Here is a 20833-nt window from a genome sequence, read left to right as displayed (position 1 = left end):
AATGCACGTCCTTGTCAAGGGAACGGGGGTCGCCGGTTTGACGGCGGCCTTCGAACTGGCGCGGAGGGGCGTTGTTGTCGAGGTGTCGGAGCGCAATGCCGAGCCTTCTCGTGGAGCGTCGTTTTATGCAGGCGGCATGCTGGCGCCCTGGTGTGAGCGCGAAAATGCGGAGGAAGCGGTCCTGACGCTTGGCAAGGTGGCGCTTGACTGGTGGGACGAGGCAACTCCCGGCCTTGTGGTTCGCAATGGCACGCTGGTCGTCGCGCCAGCACGCGACAGGGTAGAGCTCACGCGTTTCGCATCGCGGACCAGCGGTTATCGCTGGGTGGATGAGGGCGAGATCGCCGCTCTGGAGCCCGATCTTGCGGGTCGCTTCCGCTCCGGGCTCTATTTCCCGGGCGAGGGGCATCTCGATCCGCGTCTCGCGCTGAAATCGCTACATGAGCGGCTTTCTATCATGGGTGTGCGGTTCCACATGGGCATCCCTGTCGATGAACGATTGTTCGACCGGGCGGTGGACTGCACCGGAGCTGCAGCAGTGGAAGAAATTTCCAACCTACGCGGCGTGCGTGGAGAGATGATCTACCTTGCTACCTCGGAGCTATCCCTCTCCCGTCCCGTCCGGCTGTTGCATCCGCGCATTCCGCTTTACATCGTCCCGCGCGAGTCTGGCCGCTTCATGGTGGGCGCCACGATGATCGAGACGGAGGATGCCGGGGCCATTTCCGTCCGTTCGATGATGGAGTTCCTGAATGCCGCCTATGCCGTGCATCCGGCTTTTGCCGAAGCTCGGATCATCGAATCCGGCACGGGTGTGCGTCCTGCTTATCCCGACAATCTCCCCAGGGTCATGCAGGACTGCCGGACCATTTTCATCAACGGCGCGCACCGGCACGGCTTTCTGCTTTCTCCGGCCATGGCGCGGCAGGCGGCTGACATCATTCGCCAAACTCTCTCAGAAGGAACAGAATCATGAAACTTCTTGTCAATGGCGACGAGCTTGATCTCGCCGCCGAGACGCTGGCCGGCCTGCTTGCCAGCCTCGAATACGAAGGCGATTGGCTGGCGACGGCGGTGAATGGCGAACTGGTGCATTCGGAAGAGCGCGCCGATTATCAACTGAAGGATTTTGACCGCGTCGAAATTCTCTCGCCGATGCAGGGAGGCTGAGCCATGCTGATGCTTTATGGCCGTGAGGTCTCGTCCCGTCTTCTCCTTGGTACGGCGCGGTACCCATCCCCCGCCGTGCTCGCGGATGCGGTCCGGGCCAGCAACACGGATATTCTGACGATTTCGCTGCGCCGGGAAATGGCGGGCGGCAGGAAAGGCGGGCAGTTTTTCGAACTGATCCGCGAACTGGATCGAAACGTCCTGCCGAATACGGCTGGCTGCCACACCGCCAAGGAAGCTGTGCTAACGGCAAAGATGGCGCGCGAGGTGTTTCGCACCAACTGGATCAAGCTGGAGGTCATCGGCCATCACGATACGCTGCAGCCCGATGTCTTTGCGCTTGTGGAAGCCGCGAAAATCCTCTGCGACGATGGTTTTGAGGTCTTTCCCTATACGACCGACGATCTGGTCGTCGCCGAGAAGCTGCTGGAGGCGGGCTGCAAGGTTTTGATGCCGTGGTGCGCACCGATTGGTAGCGCCATGGGACCGCTCAATCTGGTGGCGCTGAAATCCATGCGGGCGCGTTTCCCCGACATACCTTTGATTGTTGATGCCGGTATCGGCCGCCCGTCGCATGCAGTCACCGTAATGGAGCTTGGATACGATGCCGTTCTGCTCAACACGGCGGTGGCGGGGGCGCGGGACCCGGCCGGCATGGCCGAAGCTTTTGCTCTGGCGATAGAAGCCGGCCATCAGGCATATATTTCCGGACCGCTGGAGCCGCGGGACATGGCCGTTCCCTCGACGCCCGTGATCGGGACTGCGGTTTTTTCCTGATCGCGGCTCGTCGCCGACCTCAGGCGTGTCACGTTTTGCGTTGACAGTGCCTGATGGTGGCGGGATACCGGGAGAAAAGGGAAAAGGCATGGCGGCACTCACCAATCTTCTGACTGACATAGACGGCGTTTCGGTCGGCAGTGTTACCGATCTTTCCCTTGGCTCCGGTGTTACGGCGATTGTTTTTGAAAAGCCCGCCATTGCCTCAGGTTCTGTTCTGGGCGGTGCGCCTGGCGGGCGTGACACGGGCCTGCTCGACCCGGCGATGACGGTTGAAACCGTGGATGCCTTCGTGCTGTCGGGCGGCTCGGCCTTTGGGCTTGATGCGGCAGGCGGCGTTCAGGCCGGGCTGCGCGAGATCGGCCGCGGCCTTCAGGTCGGTTCCACCCGCGTACCCATCGTGCCGCAGGCGATCCTCATGGATCTTCTGAATGGCGGCGACAAGGACTGGGGTTTGCATTCGCCCTATCGCGACATGGGATATGCGGCTTTCAAGGCGGCGCGTGCGGCGCCTTTCGAACTCGGGACGGTCGGTGCCGGGACGGGAGCAACGACCGCGACCTTCAAAGGTGGGCTGGGGTCGGCAAGTGCTGTCAGTTCCGGCGGATATAAAGTGGCGGCTATTGTCGCCGTCAATGCGCTTGGCTCGGCAACCCTCGGCGCGAGCCGCCATTTCTGGTCGGCTCCGTTTGAGGTGGCGGATGAGTTTGGCGGAAGCAGTTTTCCGCAACGGTTTGAGCCTGAAAATACCGCCTTGCGCCTCAAGGGGGTCAATCTCACGGCAACGACCATCGGTACGGTGGTGACGGATGCCGCACTCACGAAAGCGCAGGCACATCGCCTTTCCATCATGGCGCATGACGGGTTGGCCCGCGCCGTTCTGCCCGCCCATTTGCCGAGTGACGGTGACACCATGTTCGCGGCCGCGACGGGCGAGAAGCCGCTTGAGCGCGGCGTTCATTTCGCCGAACTTTGCCATCTTGCCACCATTGTCATGGCGCGGGCCGTGGCGCGTGGCGTCTATGAGGCGACGGCCTTGCCGGTGGATGGAGCGCAAACGGCCTATCGCGATCTTCATGGACGGAGCCTTTAACCGATGAGTGAGACTCTTCCGCCACTGAAACCTGTCCTTCGCATTGATTTTCCGCCCGGAGAACGCCTCGGCCACGGCAAGATCGAATTGATGGAACTGATTGTCGAGACCGGCTCGATTTCCGCCGCCGGGCGGGCGATGGACATGTCATATCGCCGCGCGTGGCTGTTGGTGGATGCGCTGAACCGTATGTTTCGACAACCGGTTATAGAATCGCAGCGCGGCGGCAAACAGGGCGGTGGGGCGGCGCTGACCGTCTTCGGCACCGAATTGCTGGCGCGTTATCGCGACATGCAAACGCGGATGAACGAAGCCCTACATCAGGATATCGACTGGCTGGAGGCCAACCGCAATCCTGACGCTGCTCTCAATAGGGATCGATAGCCGCTGACTTTATGATTGCATGCACCGGTTTTCCGGGTTCCAGCTGCAACCTTTCGCGAGAGAGGTCTGTGATGCGCGACTGGATGATGTCACCACCGCAATCCACCTGAACCGTGACCATGGCGTCTTCGCTCACGGAAACGTTTGCGACACGGCCGTTGAGAATGTTGAGCGCGCTCAAGCCTTCAGGTTTTACAGTTGCAAGCATTACATCGCGTGCGGGTATGAGCACGCGCACCGGGCTGCCGCATATTCCGCTTTTTGCCGGAACGTGAAGCAGCATGGTTTTTAGCTTTACGGCGGCAAGCCCATGCCGCTCGTCGAAGCTTTCAATGCGCCCGGAAAGAATGCTGCCCGCCTCGCGCCTTTCGAGATGGGTGCTGAAATCGGGTCCTGCCAGCACCTCGGCGGCTTTTCCCTGCGTTTCCACCGTTCCGTCTTTCATAACAACGATGCGATCGGCCAGACGGGCGACCTCGTGGATCGAGTGGCTGACATAGACAACAGGGATTTTGGTCTCGTCCCGCAGCCGTTCGAGATAGGGAATGATCTCCGCTTTCCGCTGTTCGTCCAGCGAGGCGAGCGGCTCGTCCATCAGCAGCAATCTGGGTGAAGAAAGCAGGGCGCGGCCGATAGCCACACGTTGCTTTTCGCCGCCGGAAAGTTTGTTCGGGCGTCGGTGCAGAAGATGGCCAATGCCGAGCATGTCGATGATATTGTCCCGATCGGTGCCCGTGGTTTTATTCGCATTGAACCACCCGCCGTAGTTCAAGTTTTGGGCGACGCTGAGATGCGGGAAGAGCCGCGCTTCCTGAAAGACATAACCGAAATGGCGTTTGTGCGCCGGCAGAAACAGTCGTTTTTCGCTGTCGGTCAGCATTTTGCCATCAAGTGAAACCTGTCCATCATCCGGCCGCAGCAGGCCGGCGATGATGCGTATTATTGAAGTTTTGCCGGAGCCCGAGCGCCCGAAAAGCGCGGTCACTCCGCCTTCGGACGTGAATGACGCGTCAAGTTCGAAGGCGCCAAGACGGTGGCGGATGGAAACCGAAAGCGTCATTCCATGCTCATCCGTTTGCCGATTACGCGGGCCAGCAATTCCGAGACGAGCAGAGCGAGCATGGAAATCGCAACCGAAACGATTGTAAGCCGCAGCGCACCGGCGTCGCCGCCCGGGACCTGCGTGAAGGTGTAGATGGCGGCGGACAATGTCTGCGTTTCGCCCGGAATGTTCGAAACGAAAGTGATGGTCGCGCCAAATTCGCCCATGGCCTTTGCGAAAGCGAGAATCATGCCGGCGATGATGCCGGGCAGGGTCAGTGGCAGGGTAACGGTGAGGAACACCCAGAGCGGATTGGCCCCCAATGTTCCCGCCGCCTCTTCCAGCTTGCGATCCACCGCTTCGATGGAAAGGCGGATGGAGCGCACCATCAGCGGAAAGGCCATGACAGCGCATGCGAGAGCTGCCCCCGTCCACCGGAAGGAGAAGACGATGCCGAACCAGCTGTCGAGAAATTGTCCGATGGCGCCCCGGCGGCCGAAAAGAACCAGCAGCAGAAAACCGGTTACGACAGGCGGCAGGATAAGCGGCAGGTGGACGATGCCGTTGAGGAGAGACTTGCCCCAGAAGCGGCCGCGCGCCAACGCCAAGGCGATGAGAATGCCGAACGGCAGGCTGGCGAGCATGGCAACGGAGGACACCCACAGGCTGAGCCTGATCGCCGTCCATTCTTCAGGGCTGAGTGTCCACCAATGCAACGCCATATCCCGTAACCGTCATCTCTTGCGGCCCCTGGGCCAGGGAAAGCAGTTTATTTCAAGACCGTGAAGCCCTGTTTTTCGAAGAAGGGCGTTGCCTTTTCGGACTTCAGGAAATTCAGATAGGCTTTTGCCGCCGGCGATTTTGCCTCCGAAAGAATGGCCACGGGATAGATGATCGGCGGATGGCTGTCTCCAGGGAACGTGCCGACGATCTTCACACCGGGATCGGCAGCCGCATCGGTTTGGTAGACGATGCCATAGGGCGCCTCTCCGCGCGAGACGAGCAGCAGGGCGGCACGCACGCTTTCCGCGCCGGCGACCTTTTGTTCGACCGACGACCAGACGCCGAGTTTTTCCAGCGCGGCCTTGCCGTATTTGCCGGCGGGTACGGAATCCACCGCGCCCATGGCCAGGCGGCCGTCACCTACCAGAGCCCCAAGATCAAAGCCCTGCTTGATCTCGACCGGCTTGGCCTTGTCGGCGGGAGCGACGAGAACGATGCGGTTGCCTAGAAGATTGGAGCGGCTGTCAGCGTTGATCAGCTTCTTTTCAGCGACATGATCCATCCATGCAAGGTCGGCGGAAATAAAGATATCCGCTGGTGCGCCCTGCTCGATCTGCTTGGCGAGCGCTGAACTTGCGGCATAAGAAGCCGCCGCTTCATTACCGCTTTCCTTCGCCCACTCGGCGTTGATGCCGTCCAGTGCGTTTTTCATGCTGGCTGCGGCAAACACCGTGACTTTTTCGGCGGCATGGGCCGGAACGGCTGCAAAGGAGGCCGCCAGCCAGAAGGACGTCACTGTGGCGATGGTTTTGAAGAAGCTGCGACGCAAAAGTCTCATGGTGTGATGCCCCGGTACGAGATATTCATATGAATATATCGATAGGCCTATCGCGCATTCATTATATTTTCAAGGATATATCGAAGGATGACAAAATTCCCGGGGTTGGGGGGCTTCCAACCTCAGTTCTCTGCTTGCAACAGGAATGCATGGGATGAGCGTCTGCGCCACGGGAGTGTCTTTTCAGACCGAAGATTTGGGCTGACTGAAACGCCGTGACAGCTGTGGGGGATGGCAAGCACACAAGAAACGGCAAAGGTCGTAATCAGATATCGGGCCCAATGTTTCTGTCGGACCGTAAGTCGGATCAAAAACGCTCGCCGGCGAAATGGGCTATCTGTGCACCTGCTTCGTAATAGGCTTCCTTCAGAGCCCTGAAGGGCTGCGCTTTTGGTTCCGTTAAAGGCAAAGGCAATTCCGCTTCGGTTATCTCACCGAGAACATGCTGTGCAATGACTTTGCCGAAGGCCGTGCCCGGTGCGATGCCGCGGCCATTATAGCCTGAAAAGCCGACGACATTTTCGGCGAATTTGTGAAAGCGGGGCACGGCATTGTCGGTCATACCGATCTGGCCGTACCATTCACACTCGAACTCGGTATCCCCAAGCTGCGGAAAAAGCCGCTTCAACGACCGTTTCGCCCAGGCGCGGTGAATGGCGGCACCCGTGCCGCGCAGCGCCCCGACACTGCCGAAGACCAGCCGGCCAGCCTTGTCCATGCGGAAGGATGAGAGAATTTCCTTCGTGTCCCAGCAGCCCTCGCGGCCGGGGAGGATGCTTTTTTGCAGATTGTCGCCGAGAGGTCTGGTCGCGAAGTTGAAATAGGGCAGATAAATCTGTTCATCGCGAACGACCTGCCACGGTCCCGTGCTGTAGGCTTCGGTCGCCACCACGATCCATTTGGCAGTTACCGATCCGTTTGGCGTCTTCACGACCCATTGTCCACCGTTGCGTTCGGTGGCTACCACGGGGCTATCCGTATACAGCCGTGCGCCCGCCTTCTGCGCGGCGGCGGCGAGACCGCGAACATAGGCGAGCGGCTGAATTGTGCCTGCGCGGGTATCCAGAAGTGCGCCGGAATAGGCTGTCGTGCCCGTGCGTCTGGCCGTTTCCTCTGCATCGAGAACACGAACGGGCGCGCCCCTTTCGGCCCATTGTTCGCAGCGTTCGCGGATTTCACGGAGCCCTTTTTCACCAACTGCGCAATGCAGCGTTCCGTTTTTTTCGATCTCGCAGGGAATTGCGTGTTTTTCCACCAGGTCTCGCACGAGAAGTGGCGCATTGCCCAGAAGGCCGAGAAGCCGCTCGCCGTAAGTTTCGCCCAGCACGCCAGGCAATTCCTTCGGCATGACCCACATGCCGCCATTGACAAGGCCGACATTGCGCCCCGCGCCGCCGAAGCCGATTTTCCTGGCTTCGAGCAGGGCGACATTTATGTCCCGTTCGGCGAGGTGGAGCGCCGCAGATTGCCCGGTGAAACCGCCACCGACGATAACGACATCGGCAGCCACGGAGCCTTTTAACGCAGCGGTTGCGGGTGGCTGCGGCGCGGTCTTTTCCCAGAGGCCGTGCGAGCGGGGGTCATTATACATCGTTCCACCATGTCCGGGCGAGTTCATTTGGTTTTCGTATGAGTGACAAGCCCTTGTTTATAAGACTTTACAAGCCTCGCCGCCTGTTGAATATCGACATATCGTCAAGAGTTCATTCCATGAGGGAATATGGTTCTGCCGCCTCGCCGTTTTTTGCCGTCGCTTTCGCTACTCGCGGCATTCGAAGCCGCTTCGCGCACCGGCAGCGTTACCGCAGCTGCGCGGGAGCTCGGCCTGACCCAGGGTGCCGTCAGCCGGCAAATCCTGGCCCTCGAAGAACAGCTCGGGGCGGCGCTGTTCCTTCGCGAGCGACAGACGATCCGGTTGACAAGGGCAGGGGAGGGTTATGGCCGGGAAATACGCGAAGCCCTGCGGCGCATATCGACGGCTTCCCTCAATCTGCGCGCCAATCCGGATGGCGGCACGCTCAATCTCGGGGTGCTGCCAAGCTTCGGCACACGCTGGCTCGTGCCGCGCCTACCCGCTTTTATCGCACGCCACCCGGGTATTTCCGTCAATCTTCTGACGCGGTCTTCGCTTTTCGATTTCAAGACTGATACGGTCGATGCGGCGATTCATTTCGGCTTGCCGCACTGGCCGGGTACCGAACTTGTTTTCCTGATGCACGAAAAGATCGTTGCCGTATGCAGCCCCGCTTTCAAAACGCGACACCGATTTTCAACGCCTGATGATCTGCTTCATGTGCCGCTACTCCACATGACAACCCGACCCGATGCCTGGGAGCAATGGTTTCGCAGTCACGGCGTGGTATTCGACAATGTACACGGCATGCTTTTCGATCAGTTCACCACCATCGCCGAAGCGGCGAGCGCCGGTCTCGGTGTGTCGCTCATTCCTGCTTTCATGATCGAAGAGGAGTTGCGAAGCGGCCGACTTGTCGCGGCCGTTGCCGGCGAGGCGGAAAGCGAGGAGGCGTATTATCTCGCCTGCATGCCGGATCGCGCCGGTTACGCGCCGCTTGAAAGCTTTCGGCGCTGGATCGTTTCCGAGGCAGGAGGTGGAACCGGCGTCGAGGCCGGCGAGTTTTCCGCTTAAACCCTTGCGCGGTCTTGCAAGAACGATGCGGCTCAGCCAATAGTGCGCCGTGATGCGTGGCGCAGAGCCGTGCCTTGAAAGTTTCAATACGGGAGATGTCCGTGAAGCCCATTTTTGTTCAGCTTCAATGCGAGCCCGGCAAGACCTATGATGTCGCCGACGCCATCTATAAAACCGAACTGGTGTCCGAACTTTATTCCACCAGCGGTGAATATGATCTTCTGCTGAAAATCTATCTTCCGCAGGAAGAGGATATCGGCAAATTCATCAATCAGAACATCGTCAATATTCCGGGCATCGTTCGTTCGCTGACAACGCTGACCTTTACGGCCTTCTGATAACAATTTGAGAGTCTGCGACGGCCTCTCATTCTGCCCGTCCCGGGAGCCTGCCAGCTCAGCTCCTTGTCGGAACAAGGAAATGTGGGAGGCTTAGGCGCGTTTGCGAATTTCGCAAAAACCTGCATAGGCAGACCTATTAAAGTGGAAGGCGGTGTCTTGCAGGCAGGACTGTCAGCCAAAGGAAAAGCGCGCCGCCGGCCCACAATGTCGGGTCCGATATGGGGCGCGCTTTCGTTTTGACGGTTTTGTAAGCGGGCGATGGCTTTCGCGCATCAGGCTACCGCGGCCAGGTTCCGATTACGCACGAGGTCGCGAATCGCGATCCGCACATCGTCCGCACTGTCGAACTTCTGCTCGTCCAGATCGTGAACGTGGAACTTCACCGCAATAAACTTCAGCCGGTCGTTGTCCGGGATGACGATGCCGACGGGCTCGCCGGCGAATTCAATAACTTGCTTCTGCATAGATAAACTCCCGCTGTGGCTACTTCTCACAGCATGTTGTCGAACTGATTTTCAGGAAATTGAGACTGTTAAGTCACATTCGACAGCAGCGGGAACACGTGGATTTAAATCCAGCATTCCAGGATTCAAGACCAAGGATTGCGTTGATGCGATTGTATTTTGACATGACACACTCCCTGTATTGGTGTTGATCCGGAATCAGGAGACTCGTTCTCCAGTTCCACACTGATAATCCAGACCAGCACTAAAATCAATGCTGATTGTTATAGGTAGAATATTTTTCTTTATGATGACAGGAGAGGGGCGGAATTGTGAAATTTTTGTTTCCGCTTGGGGCCGGCTTCAAAAGGCCCGGCGCAACGGGCTTTTTTAGCTTTTTTTAATCGTGTCCGGATGGCTGCGGCGGATAAATATGATCGTTTCCGTTGAAGTCAGATATTGAAAAACGGCCGTCCCGGGTCTTTTCAGCCGCATTTCCGCCAATGGGCGCCTTGCCGTGGCCGCCGGGTATGTCGAGAACATAGGTCGGTTGGCAGAGACCGGAGATGCGTCCGCGCAAGGCAGACACGATTCGCTGCCCTTCTTCTATCGACAGGCGGAAGTGGCTGGTGCCGGGCGCCAGATCGGGGTGGTGAAGATAATAGGGCTTGATGCGGGTCTCGACGAATGCCCGCATCAGTTCGGCAAGAATCGCCGGATCGTCGTTGACACCTTTTAAAAGCACGGTCTGGCTGACCATGGCGATCCCCGCGTCAATGAGGCGTCCCGAGGCTAGTCTTGCGGCGTCGCCGAGTTCCCGCGCGTGATTCGCATGCAGGGCAACATAAGTCGTCTTGCCGCTGGATTTCAGCGCGTCGATCATCGCTTCATCGATGCGATCGGGATCGACTACGGGCACACGGGTGTGGAAGCGGACGATCTTCACATGCGATATGTCTTTCAGTCGTTGCATCAGATCGAAAAGTCGCCGTGGGGAGAGCACCAAGGGATCGCCGCCGGTGAGGATGACCTCCCAGATCGCCGGGTTCGCCTTTATATAGTCGAACGCGGCGTCCAGCTGCTGAGGGCTCATCATGCCATTACCCTGCGGCCCGACCATTTCACGGCGAAAACAGAAACGGCAATAAACAGGGCATATATGCACCGCCTTTAAAAGAACCCGGTCCGGATAACGGTGAACGATGCCATACACGGGGCTATGGGCGTCATCGCCTATCGGATCCTCCCGCTCTTCGGCAAGATGGATAAGCTCGGCCGCATCCGGCACGAACTGCCGGGCGATGGGATCGTTCGGATCGCCGAGGTCAATCAGTTCGGCAACCGCTGGCGTGATAGCCAGTGCGTAACGCTGCGTGACCGGCCGCAGGCTGTCGAGTGCGCCGGCTTCGATCAGCCCTGCTTCCAGCAGTGCCTCCGGTGTCTTGATGGTCTCAGAGCCTGTCATCGTCCGTATTCCACAACCGGGGCCCACATGACGAGATCGATGCGGGGTGCGCCTGTGGCCAGCATCACCAGCCGGTCGAAACCCAGAGCTATGCCGCTTGCCGGCGGCATGATGGCGAGCGCAGCCAGAAAATCCTCGTCCAGCGGATAGGTCTCGCCATAGACACGCTGCTTTTCCGCCATCTCCGTTTCAAAACGCCGCCTCTGCTCGGCAGCGTCGGTCAATTCACCGAAGGCATTGGCAAGTTCCACGCCGCAGGCATAAAGCTCGAAACGTTCCGCCACGCGCGCATCCCTCGGGGATCTGCGGGCGAGGGCTGCTTCGCTTGTCGGATATTCATCGAGAATTGTCGCGCGTCCGAAGCCAAGTTCCGGCTCGACCCGTTCGACGATGACACGGCTGAACATATCCGCCCAGGTATCATCCTCGGCCACCCGGATGCCGGCACTGGCGAGGCTTGCGGCAAGGTGCCGGCTGTCGGTCTCGCCGTCTCCGCTGATTGTGGCCAGAAGGTCGATTCCGGCATAGCGTTCGAAGGCCTCAGCGACACTCAGGCGTTCGGGCTCGAGAAAGGGATCAACGCTGCGCCCGCGATAGGAAAAATGTTTCGTACCCGTGGTTTCGGCCGCGAGAGCGAGAAGAGTGGCGCTGTCCTTCATCAAGCTCTCATAGGTTTCGCCTGCGCGATACCATTCCAGCATGGTGAATTCGGGGTGGTGCAGCGGGCCCCGCTCCCGGTTCCTGTAGACATGGGCGAAACAGGAGATGCGTTTTTCACCCGCGGCAAGCAGCTTCTTGCAGGCGAATTCCGGAGACGTGTGAAGATAAAGCGGCACGGCGTCGCCGCCCGGCGTCACGCCTTCAGTGGCAAATGCGTGGAGATGTGCCTCGTTGCCTGGCGAGATCTGCAGGGTGGCGGTATCGACCTCGAGAAAATCGGCGCGGGCGAAATAGCCGCGAAAGGCCGACTGGACGGCGTTGCGGCCAAGCAGGAAGGCGCGACGGTCGGCATGGACGTCGGGCGTCCACCATGGCGACATTGTTTCGTTGCTTGCGCGCATCGTTCTTCGTTTCCGTCTTCTGTCCCGCCCCGGATTGCGGATAAACAGGCTGCAAAACACCTGGTTGCGTTATTTAAAGCGGTTCCGGGGCGAAAACCGCTAGGTACTCTTCCGCGAATTGCTGTAGAAGGCTGGCAATCCGTGCGGATTTAAGGTAGTTGCGCCCCAGAAAAAAGACAAAACGTCTGCCGGGGCTGGTGCTGCCGCGCAGTCCTTTACGACGCATTTCATCGAGTTACAAGGAAGTCATATGGTCAAGGTTATCGCCTCATCCGTCCGCAAGGGCAATGTTCTCGACGTGGACGGCAAGCTTTACGTCGTTCTCACCGCGCAGAACTTTCATCCCGGCAAGGGCACGCCGGTCACGCAGGTGGACATGCGCCGCATCGTCGATGGCGTGAAGGTCTCCGAGCGCTGGCGCACCACCGAGCAGGTCGAGCGTGCTTTTGTTGAAGACCTGAACTTCCAGTTTCTCTATGAAGATGGCGAAGGCTTCCACTTCATGAACCCTGAGAATTACGATCAGGTCGTGGTGGATGCGGAGACGATGGGTGACCAGAAGGCCTATCTTCAGGAAGGCATGACCTGCGTTCTTTCCATCCACGAAGGCAATCCGTTGGCTGTCGAACTGCCGCGCCACGTCACGCTTGAGATCACGGAAACCGAGCCGGTCGTAAAAGGCCAGACGGCGTCTTCTTCTTACAAGCCCGCCATTCTTTCCAACGGGATCCGCACCATGGTGCCGCCGCATATCGATGCCGGCATTCGCGTGGTCATCGCGACGGAAGACAATTCCTACGTCGAGCGCGCCAAGAACTGATCCTGGCGATCGAGTAGACAAAAAAGCACCGGTTCCCGGTGCTTTTTTTATTCCATGCCGCGAATAACAAAAAGCCCGCGTCGAGACGCGGGCTTTTTTGTCTTTTCGGGCTGTTGATTACATGCCCTTGGCCGCCGTAACGGTCGGGCCTGCCGGCTTCTTCGGCGCGGTCGTCTGGCCAAAGGCATAACCGCCGCCCAGCGCCACGTTCAGCGACACATAGTCCTGCGCGGTCTGCTGGATCGCCGTGGCAAGGCTTGCCTGTGCGGCGGAAACCTGACGCTGCGCATCGAGAACGTCGAGCAGCGAAGAGGCACCGTCGCGGTAGCTGGCGGTCGAGAGCTGCAACGCTTCCTGGTAGGAAGCGACCGTCTTGCGCAATGCGTCGGCGGTGCGCTGGTCGCGATTGACTGCGGCAAGGGCGTTTTCAACCTCTTCGACGGCGTTGAGGACCGTCTGCTTCCATGCGAGATATTCTTCGCGCGCCTGCGAGTTGGCGAGGTCGATATTGGCGCGAATGCTGCCGCCATCGAGGATCGGAAGAACAAGGCTCGGGCCGAAGGACCAGCTGTTTGCCGTACCTCTGTTGCCGCCGCTGACGAAGTTGTAGCTCGGGGTGATGGCGCCGCCGAGTTCAATGCTTGGATAAAGCTGCGATTCGGCAACGCCGATCTTTGCCACGGCTGCCGCAAGTTCACGCTCGGCGACGCGGATATCCGGACGATTGCGAATGAGATCTGCCGGAATGCCGGTGCGTGGCACACTGCGGGCCACGGGCTGACGCGCGCCCTTCTGCAACTCGGCGATCAGCGACGAAGCTGGCAGGCCGAGCAGCGTGGCGATGCGGTGCGCCGCCTTGCGGAAGTTGGTTTCGAGGCCCGGTATGTCGGACAGGGTGGAGTTGACCAGACCTTCGGACTGGACAACGTCGAGCCGCGAAGCCGCACCGGCTTCAAGCTGAAGCTTGGTCAGATCCAGTGTTTCACGGCGGGAAGCCAGGTTATGGCGGGCGATCGCCAGACGCTCCTGATAATAGCGCACGTCGATGTAAGCCGAGGCAACCGAGGAAATCAGCGTCAGGCGCTGAACGTCGACGCTTGAATAAGCCGCATCGAGCGATGCATTGGCGCTTTCCGTGGCGCGACGGTAGCGGCCGAAGAGATCGAGCAGCCAGGAAACGCTGAGGCTGCCGGAAGAGACGTTGGTGACAGGAACGTCGCGGTAGCTGCCCTTCGTTTCGCTGGTCGTGTGGCTGCCATTGGCGGTCAGGCTGGGCAGGCCGCCTGCGCCGGCTGAGATCACGTTGGCTTCAGCCTGGTTGATACGCTCTATGGCCTGCATCACCGTCAGGTTCTGCTTCAGGCCGGTAGCAACGTAACCGTTCAGGCGGCTGTCATTGAAGGCTGTCCACCACGCAACGGTGCTGATGTCGCCGTTACTGGTTTTTCCGGCTTCCGCAAACTTTCCCGGCAATTGGATTTCCGGTGTCTTGTGGTCGGGTCCGACAACGCAGCCTGAGAGCAGCAGCATTGTCAGGGGAAGAGTAGCGCGAATAGACAGCATATAATTTTCCCAATTCTCTGGTTGGCTTACCGAGCGCGGCTTGGTGAAAAATGGGCTGCGCGGTCGATCTGCCGTAGAAACGTGCAATTGCCAAATCGGCAACATTTCTAGCAGCGTATTAACGGTTGGCACAGCCCATTTTTGTTTTGTTAACGCCTTGAAAGGCGACGAATGATGACGAAAAAGGACGGAACGAAGAAAATTCCGAGCAGTGTTGCAGAAAGCATACCACCCAACACTCCAATCCCGATTGCATTTTGGGCGGCTGAACCCGCACCGGTTGCGATTGCGAGAGGCACAACACCGAGGATGAAGGCCAGCGATGTCATGATGATCGGCCGCAGGCGCAGCTTCGCGGCCTCCAGTGTCGCTTCCATGAGACTCAGCCCGTGCTCCTGTCTCTCCTTGGCGAATTCGACGATCAGGATCGCATTCTTTGCCGCGAGGCCGATGGTCGTCAGCAGGCCCACCTTGAAGTAGACGTCGTTCGACTGGCCGAAGAAATGCGCCGCGGCCAAGGCGCCGAGGACACCCACCGGCACGGCCATGATGACCGAGAAGGGGATGGACCAGCTTTCATAAAGGGCGGCAAGGCAAAGGAACACGATCAGCACCGAGAGCGCATAGAGCATCGGTGCCTGTGAGCCGGAAAGGCGTTCCTGATAGGAGATGCCCTGCCACGCGACCGTGTAACCGCCCGGCAGGCTCGCCGTCAGCCGTTCCATCTCGTCCATGGCATCACCGGAGGCTACGCCGGCGCCGGCAGTGCCTTCGAGCGAGATGGCGCCCGTGCCGTTAAAGCGCGCCAGAGACGGAGGAGCGTTGATCCATTTCACCTCGCTGAAGGAGGAGAATGGCACCATCTCGCCGCTGGTGTTGCGGGCATACCAGAACTTGAGATCGTCCGGCTGCATGCGGTAAGGCGCGTCGCCCTGGACATAGACGGGCTTGAGTTCACCGTTGAGGGTGAAGTCATTGACGTCACGACCGGCGAAGATCGTCGACAGCATCAGATTGACAGAGGAAAGATCGACACCCATTGCCCCCATCTTCTCCTGATCGAGGATGATCTTCATCTGGGTTTCGTTGTCCTGGCTGTCGCTTCGAAGCGAGCTGATCTTCGGATTGCCGGTGGCAAGCGCAATCAGTTCCTTGGACGAAGCGGTCAGGGCATCGGTGCCGTTGCGGCCGCTATCCACGAGATACATCGAGAAGCCGCTCGATGTACCCATGCCCTGAATGGCCGGCGGCAGAAGCGGGAAGACCTGGGCATCGCGGAAACCGAAGAAGGTGCCCATGGCGCGCTGGACGATGGCACCCGCGTGCTGGTCGGGAGCCGTTCGCTCGGCGAAATCCTTGAGTTTGGTGAAGACGATGGCGTTGTTCTGGCCCGAACCACTGAAGCTGAAGCCGAGAACGCCGAAAACCGATTCGACATTGGCGGCTTCCTTTTCGCGGAAGTAGTTTTCAACCTGCTTCACCACCTCATTGGTTCGCTCGATATTCGAACCGGTCGGCGTCTGGATGATGGTCAGGAGCACGCCCTGGTCTTCCTGCGGCAGGAACGAGCTGGGGAGCTTGCTGAAGAACCAGACGCAGCCGCCGATGACGATTGCGAAGATGATCATGACGCGCAGGGGCCGCTTCAGCAGATAACCGATGGAGGACACGTAGCCGTCCGTCGTCTTGCCGAAGCCGCGGTTGAACCACGCGCCCGGCCCGCGCTGCTTCTTGTGATGGTCGATCGGCTTCAGCATGGTGGCGCAGAGCGCCGGCGTCAGCACGATGGCGACTACGGCCGAAAGCAGCATGGCCGAAACGATGGTGATCGAGAACTGGCGGTAGATGATGCCCGTCGATCCGCCGAAGAAGGCCATCGGAATGAACACGGCGGTGAGCACAAGCGCGATACCGATGATGGCTCCGGTGATCTCACCCATCGACTTCTCGGTGGCCTCGACCGGCGACAAACCCTCCTCCGACATGATTCGTTCGACGTTTTCGACAACGACGATGGCGTCGTCAACGAGCAGACCGATGGCCAGAACCATGGCGAACATGGTGAGCGTATTGATGGAATACCCGGTGAGCGCGAGAACGCCGAAGGTGCCGAGAAGCACGACCGGCACGGCGATCATCGGAATAAAGGTGGCTCTGAGGTTCTGCAGGAACACCAGAAGCACGACGAAGACGAGGATGATCGCCTCGATCAGCGTATGCACCACTTTTTCGATCGACAGTTTCACGAACGGCGTCGTGTCATAGGGATATTCGATCGCGACGCCTTCAGGCAGCGAACCTTCGACGTTGGTCAGGGCAGCTTTTACACGCGCCGCAGTGTCGAGCGCGTTGGCACCCGTGGCAAGGTTGACCGCGAAACCGGCCGAAGGGCGGCCATTGGAGCGGGAATCGCCGCCATAGGTTTCCTGGCCGATTTCAATACGGGCAACATCGCTGAGGCGGACGGTTGCGCCATCCTTTTCGACTTTCAGGATGACCGATTCGAAGTCGGCGACAGTGGTGAGCTGGCTCTGCGCCGTCACCGTCACGTTGAGCTGCTGACCCTTGACGGCGGGAACGGCACCGAGCGAACCGACCGAAACCTGGGTGTTCTGGCTTTCGATGGCGCCGGTGACGTCTGCGGTGGTCAGCTGGTATTTGTTGAGCTTGAAGGGATCCAGCCAGATACGCATCGCATATTCGGAGCCGAAGACATTGATGCTGCCCACGCCTTCCAGGCGCTTGATCTGGTCTTCGACACGCGAGGAGAAGACGTCGCCGAGATCGGCCGAATTGCGCTTGCCGTCGGTGGAGATCAGTGCACCAACCATCAGAATGCTCGATGTCGAGCGGCTGACCTGGATACCCCGCTGCTGCACGGTATCGGGCAATTGCGACTGGACAAGCTGCAGCTTGTTCTGCACCTGAACCTGCGCGATGTCAGGCAGGATGCTGTTACCGAATGTCAGCGTCACTTCGGAACTGCCGGTCGAGGACGACGAGGTCATATAGGTGAGGTCATCGAGGCCGGTCATGCCGTCCTCGATGATGGTTGTCACCGATTTTTCCACGGTCTCGGCGCTGGCGCCATTGTAGGTCGCGCTGACGCGGACCGTTGTCGGTGCAATGTCGGGATATTGCGAAATGGAGAGAGTCCAGATCGCAAGGGCGCCGCCCAGCATGATGACGATGGCGATAACCCATGCAAAAACAGGGCGCCTGATGAAGAAATGGGCCATGGCAGTCCTTGCCTTACCTTTTACGAGCTTCGACCGGAGGTCTCGCGCTCATGCTTATTTCGAAGGCGCGGCGGCAGGCTGAGCCTGCTGCGGCACAACGACGATACCCCGATCGTCAATGGTCACTTCCACCGGCGCCACGGTTGCGCCGTCCGCGATCCACTGGAAGCCGTCGACGATGAGCTTGTCGCCATCCTTGACGTTTTCCGTCACCAGCCAGGCGTTGCCCGACTGCTGGCTGGAAGGGAAGGTGCGGGTTTCCACCTTGTTTTCCGCTGTCACGAATTTTGCCGTCAGCTCGCCATTGGCGTTTCGGCTCGCCGCGCGCTGCGGGATACGGAAGCCCTTTTCCTTGCCGATGGTCAGCGTGGCGCGAACATAGGTGCCGGGAAGCAGGAGATCGTCCGGATTGTCGAAGAGGGCGCGGATGGAGAAGGTGCCTGTCGTTTCGCTCACCGCCATGTCAGACATGTCGATCTTGCCGTCATGCTTATATTCGGTGCCATCTTCCAGTGTCAGATGAATGCCGGTCTCTTTCGTGTCGCCACCAAGTTGACCGGACGATATCGCCTTTTTCAGACGCAGGAGATTGGTGCTGGATTCCATCAGGTCGATGTAAATCGGATCGATGCGACGAAGCGTTGTCAAAGCGGTCGTCTGGTTCGCGGTCACCACGTTGCCGATGCTGAAGGCCGTTGCGCTGGTAATGCCGTCGAAGGGTGCACGGACCTTCGTGAGATCGAGATTGATCTCCGCCGTTTCCAGCGCCGCCTTGGTCTGGGCCACATCGGCCTGCGCCTGCAGCAGCGTCACCTTGGCGTTTTCATATTCGATCTGGGTGGCACCGCTGTTAACCAGCCGTTCGTACCGGGCAAGGTTGGCTTCGGCGCTCGGGACACTCGCTTCCGCCTTCGCCACGTTTGCCTTGGCCTGCGCCACTTCCGCCAGATAGGTATTGTCTTCGATCTGGTAGAGAACGTCGCCCTGCTTCACCTCGCTGCCTTCCTTGAAGGGAATTTCACGGATGATGCCGGTGACCCGCGGCCGGATTTCAGCCGTCTGGAACGCGCTGGCGCGGCCGGGCAGAACAGTGGTCAACGGATATTCGCTGGTCTTCATCAAAATGACGCTGACCGGAGACGGCGGACGCGCTGCGCCCTGGGCGGCGTTCTGGCTGCTTTCGCCGCCATCGCTGCAGCCCGCCAGAATCGCGGTCACACACAGAGAAGCAAGTAGGGGTAAAATACGTCGGCTCATTGTTCTTCCCTGCGTATCGATCGCATTCAACTATAAGCGCAATGTCGCTCGGCGGATGCGCGTCCGGAGACAGATACGACAGGCGAAGGCCTTGGAAGGGACCCGATTCGCTTATTCTATCCGGACCGCATGCGCATAGAAGCGCAGGCTTTTGCGCTTCGCAAGCAACTGCGAGAAGGTGACGTAAATTGGGAATCGTCACTTAGCAAGCGGATTGCGCAATCCCGCATCGACTAAATCGACGAGTTGATCGCAACGTGTTGCCAAATTGCCGATATCTTCCCGCGCAATAAGGACGGGATGAATGACGCTGGTTAGCGCATGGAGCACGGTTTCCGCTAGAGGAGAAACATCCGTGGCGGCATAGATTCCGGCTTCGATCCCATCCTGAATGATCTCGCCGAGCAGCTTCACGATGACGGATTTGTAATAGTCTCCGCACTTCATGTCCTGCTTGGCGGTCATCAGGATCATTTCGAAGACATAGGGGTTCTTATTGAGATCCTGGTGGTGTTGCTCCATCAGGTTGCGCGCCAGATGACGCAATCTGGAAAGCGGCGCATGGCTTTTGTCGAGCGGACAGATCTGGCGTTCGAAAGCGCCGATCTGTTCGAAGCCAAGGGCGTCGACGAGCGCGTTCTTCGAGCTGAAATTCTTGAAGACATTGGCGGGAGACATACCAAGCGCCGCGGCAATATCGGCTATCGCAACGGCGTTGAAACCGCGCTCCCGGAAAAGCTCTTCCGCCTTGGCGAGAATGTCCCGCCGGGTTTCCTCGGCGGAACGGCGGGGCCGGCGTCTGACAGGACGGTCACCCTTCCTGTCGGCCTTTCTCGCCTGTTCGATCATTTTGTTCACAGTCAGACTCCGGGGAAGAACCGCTCCAGATTCCGGCGTACTCTTGCAAGCGGCGTCTCGCCGCTATCGTCGGGAACGAAGCTCTGTCCGGTGATGCGTTCGTAAGCATCAATATAGACTTTCGAGGTTTGCAAGACGAGGTCCTGCGGAATTTCTGGTACGTCGTCCTTATAGGGGTCGCAGCGTTCGGCAACCCAGGCTCTGACAAAGTCCTTGTCGAAGCTTGCCGGCCTTGTGCCGTTTCGAAAGCTTTCCTCATAGCTGTCAGCCATCCAGTAGCGGCTGCTGTCCGGTGTGTGTATCTCGTCGGCCAGAATGATCGTCCCGTTTTCATCCGTTCCGAATTCGTATTTCGTGTCAACGAGAATGAGGCCCTGTCTGGCGGCAATCTCCTGCCCGCGCTTGAACAGTGCCAGCGCATAATGGGAAAGCACGTTCCATTGCTCCTGCGTCAGGAGTTTCTTCTCTACGATCTCCGAAGGCGTCAAAGGTTCATCATGGCCGCCATCAAAGGCTTTGCTGGTGGGTGTGATCACCGGTTCGGGCAGGACCTGGTTGTCCTTCATCCCATCCGGCAGACTCATACCGTACATCTGCCGTTCGCCCTTCTTATAAAGGGTGAGGATCGAGGTGCCTGTCGTGCCGGCCAGATAACCGCGAACGACCACTTCGACCGGCAGTATTTCGAGCCGCTTGCCGATGACGACATTGGGGTCGGGATATTCGAGCACATGATTGGGGCAGATGTCCTTCGTCAGCTCGAACCAGTAGCGGGCCGTCTGTGTCAGAACCTGCCCCTTATAAGGTATGCAGGTGAGAATACGATCAAAGGCGCTGAGACGATCGGTGGATATGATGATGCGATTGCCGTCGGGCAGGTCGTAATTTTCCCGCACCTTGCCACGGTAGTAATTCGGCAGCTCGGGAATGACGGCTTCATCGAGAATGCGCACGGGCTCTCCAATTCTTGTCTTTACAGGACGCCAAACGCCCTGATCGGTCTAAATTCCTGCTCGATCCTATTACATGTTTCCCGAAACAGGACCAGACGCCATGTTATCGGCCGACAAAGGCCGGTATTTTAGCCGGTTCTGGAAACTATCATTCTAAAA

General features: G+C 58.9%; 19 protein-coding genes and 1 pseudogene. 8 read left to right on the top strand and 12 right to left on the bottom strand.

Annotated elements, in window-relative coordinates:
• The first annotated feature begins 1 nt into the window (after position 1).
• The 5 genes and pseudogenes from thiO to FHW77_RS18890 all read left to right on the top strand — a co-directional run bounded on the left by thiO (position 2) and on the right by FHW77_RS18890 (position 3424).
• A pseudogene (gene thiO, locus FHW77_RS18910) lies at positions 2-1004 on the top strand (glycine oxidase ThiO).
• On the top strand, positions 973-1170 hold the full coding sequence (thiS, locus tag FHW77_RS18905; protein WP_004443639.1) for a sulfur carrier protein ThiS: 198 nt from the start codon (positions 973-975) through the stop codon (positions 1168-1170). Before thiO ends, thiS begins: the two are co-directional and overlap by 32 nt.
• A gap of 3 nt (positions 1171-1173) precedes the next feature.
• Positions 1174-1947 (top strand): thiazole synthase, encoded by a 774-nt coding sequence (locus FHW77_RS18900; RefSeq protein ID WP_004443635.1) that lies wholly within the window; start codon positions 1174-1176, stop codon positions 1945-1947.
• 88 nt (positions 1948-2035) lie between these two features.
• Complete coding sequence (locus tag FHW77_RS18895) at positions 2036-3040, top strand: P1 family peptidase (protein ID WP_044459696.1); 1005 nt, start codon at positions 2036-2038, stop codon at positions 3038-3040.
• Between the two features lie 3 nt (positions 3041-3043).
• A complete protein-coding gene (locus FHW77_RS18890) occupies positions 3044-3424 on the top strand; it encodes a winged helix-turn-helix domain-containing protein (RefSeq protein WP_044459697.1) in 381 nt (126 codons plus the stop codon).
• Here FHW77_RS18890 and modC read toward each other — a convergent pair.
• From modC to FHW77_RS18870, 4 genes are all read right to left on the bottom strand, one after another.
• Positions 3408-4484: a molybdenum ABC transporter ATP-binding protein gene (gene modC, locus FHW77_RS18885; RefSeq protein ID WP_044459698.1), complete on the bottom strand. Its 1077-nt coding sequence runs from the start codon at positions 4482-4484 to the stop codon at positions 3408-3410. The genes FHW77_RS18890 and modC overlap by 17 nt on opposite strands.
• Positions 4481-5188 (bottom strand): molybdate ABC transporter permease subunit, encoded by a 708-nt coding sequence (gene modB, locus FHW77_RS18880; protein WP_004443624.1) that lies wholly within the window; start codon positions 5186-5188, stop codon positions 4481-4483. The genes modC and modB overlap by 4 nt, the downstream gene beginning before the upstream one ends.
• A 47-nt stretch (positions 5189-5235) precedes the next feature.
• On the bottom strand, positions 5236-6027 hold the full coding sequence (modA, locus tag FHW77_RS18875) for a molybdate ABC transporter substrate-binding protein (RefSeq protein WP_004443622.1): 792 nt from the start codon (positions 6025-6027) through the stop codon (positions 5236-5238).
• A 307-nt stretch (positions 6028-6334) separates the two neighbouring features.
• Complete coding sequence (locus FHW77_RS18870) at positions 6335-7618, bottom strand: NAD(P)/FAD-dependent oxidoreductase (RefSeq protein ID WP_004443619.1); 1284 nt, start codon at positions 7616-7618, stop codon at positions 6335-6337.
• 129 nt (positions 7619-7747) lie between these two features.
• Here FHW77_RS18870 and FHW77_RS18865 point away from each other — a divergent pair, with 129 nt between their 5' ends.
• Both FHW77_RS18865 and FHW77_RS18860 read left to right on the top strand, forming a co-directional pair.
• Positions 7748-8674 carry a LysR family transcriptional regulator gene (locus FHW77_RS18865; RefSeq protein WP_004443617.1) on the top strand — a complete coding sequence of 309 codons (927 nt, stop codon included), beginning with the start codon at positions 7748-7750 and terminating at the stop codon, positions 8672-8674.
• A 101-nt stretch (positions 8675-8775) separates the two neighbouring features.
• Complete coding sequence (locus FHW77_RS18860; protein ID WP_003521320.1) at positions 8776-9012, top strand: Lrp/AsnC ligand binding domain-containing protein; 237 nt, start codon at positions 8776-8778, stop codon at positions 9010-9012.
• Between the two features lie 275 nt (positions 9013-9287).
• Here the strand turns inward: FHW77_RS18860 and FHW77_RS18855 are convergent, their stop codons facing one another.
• From FHW77_RS18855 to epmA, 3 genes are all read right to left on the bottom strand, one after another.
• Complete coding sequence (locus tag FHW77_RS18855) at positions 9288-9479, bottom strand: hypothetical protein (protein WP_003492264.1); 192 nt, start codon at positions 9477-9479, stop codon at positions 9288-9290.
• 379 nt (positions 9480-9858) lie between these two features.
• Entirely contained in the window at positions 9859-10923 is a 1065-nt protein-coding gene (locus tag FHW77_RS18850; RefSeq protein WP_044459699.1) for a lysine-2,3-aminomutase-like protein, read from the bottom strand.
• Positions 10920-11984, bottom strand: a complete 1065-nt coding sequence (gene epmA, locus FHW77_RS18845; RefSeq protein WP_004443610.1) for an EF-P lysine aminoacylase EpmA — start codon at positions 11982-11984, stop codon at positions 10920-10922. Before epmA ends, FHW77_RS18850 begins: the two co-directional genes overlap by 4 nt.
• A 250-nt stretch (positions 11985-12234) precedes the next feature.
• Here epmA and efp point away from each other — a divergent pair, with 250 nt between their 5' ends.
• Positions 12235-12804, top strand: coding sequence for an elongation factor P (efp, locus tag FHW77_RS18840; protein WP_004443607.1), 570 nt, complete (start codon positions 12235-12237; stop codon positions 12802-12804).
• Between the two features lie 117 nt (positions 12805-12921).
• Here efp and FHW77_RS18835 read toward each other — a convergent pair whose 3' ends face one another.
• The 5 genes from FHW77_RS18835 to FHW77_RS18815 form a co-directional block, all read right to left on the bottom strand.
• Complete coding sequence (locus FHW77_RS18835) at positions 12922-14367, bottom strand: efflux transporter outer membrane subunit (RefSeq protein WP_022556884.1); 1446 nt, start codon at positions 14365-14367, stop codon at positions 12922-12924.
• Positions 14368-14516: 149 nt separating this feature from the next.
• On the bottom strand, positions 14517-17606 hold the full coding sequence (locus FHW77_RS18830) for an efflux RND transporter permease subunit (RefSeq protein ID WP_004443603.1): 3090 nt from the start codon (positions 17604-17606) through the stop codon (positions 14517-14519).
• Between the two features lie 54 nt (positions 17607-17660).
• The gene (locus tag FHW77_RS18825; RefSeq protein WP_006699119.1) at positions 17661-18863 is read right to left on the bottom strand and encodes an efflux RND transporter periplasmic adaptor subunit; all 1203 of its coding nucleotides are present in this window, start codon (positions 18861-18863) and stop codon (positions 17661-17663) included.
• Between the two features lie 198 nt (positions 18864-19061).
• A complete protein-coding gene (locus tag FHW77_RS18820; RefSeq protein WP_004443597.1) occupies positions 19062-19721 on the bottom strand; it encodes a TetR/AcrR family transcriptional regulator in 660 nt (219 codons plus the stop codon).
• A 2-nt stretch (positions 19722-19723) separates the two neighbouring features.
• The gene (locus FHW77_RS18815) at positions 19724-20674 is read right to left on the bottom strand and encodes a phosphoribosylaminoimidazolesuccinocarboxamide synthase (RefSeq protein WP_004443593.1); all 951 of its coding nucleotides are present in this window, start codon (positions 20672-20674) and stop codon (positions 19724-19726) included.
• Positions 20675-20833 lie beyond the last annotated feature (159 nt).

The organism is Agrobacterium sp. RC10-4-1, assembly GCF_014138475.1.
GTDB classification, from domain to species: domain Bacteria; phylum Pseudomonadota; class Alphaproteobacteria; order Rhizobiales; family Rhizobiaceae; genus Agrobacterium; species Agrobacterium pusense.
This window is presented reverse-complemented; position numbering and strand designations above follow the sequence as displayed.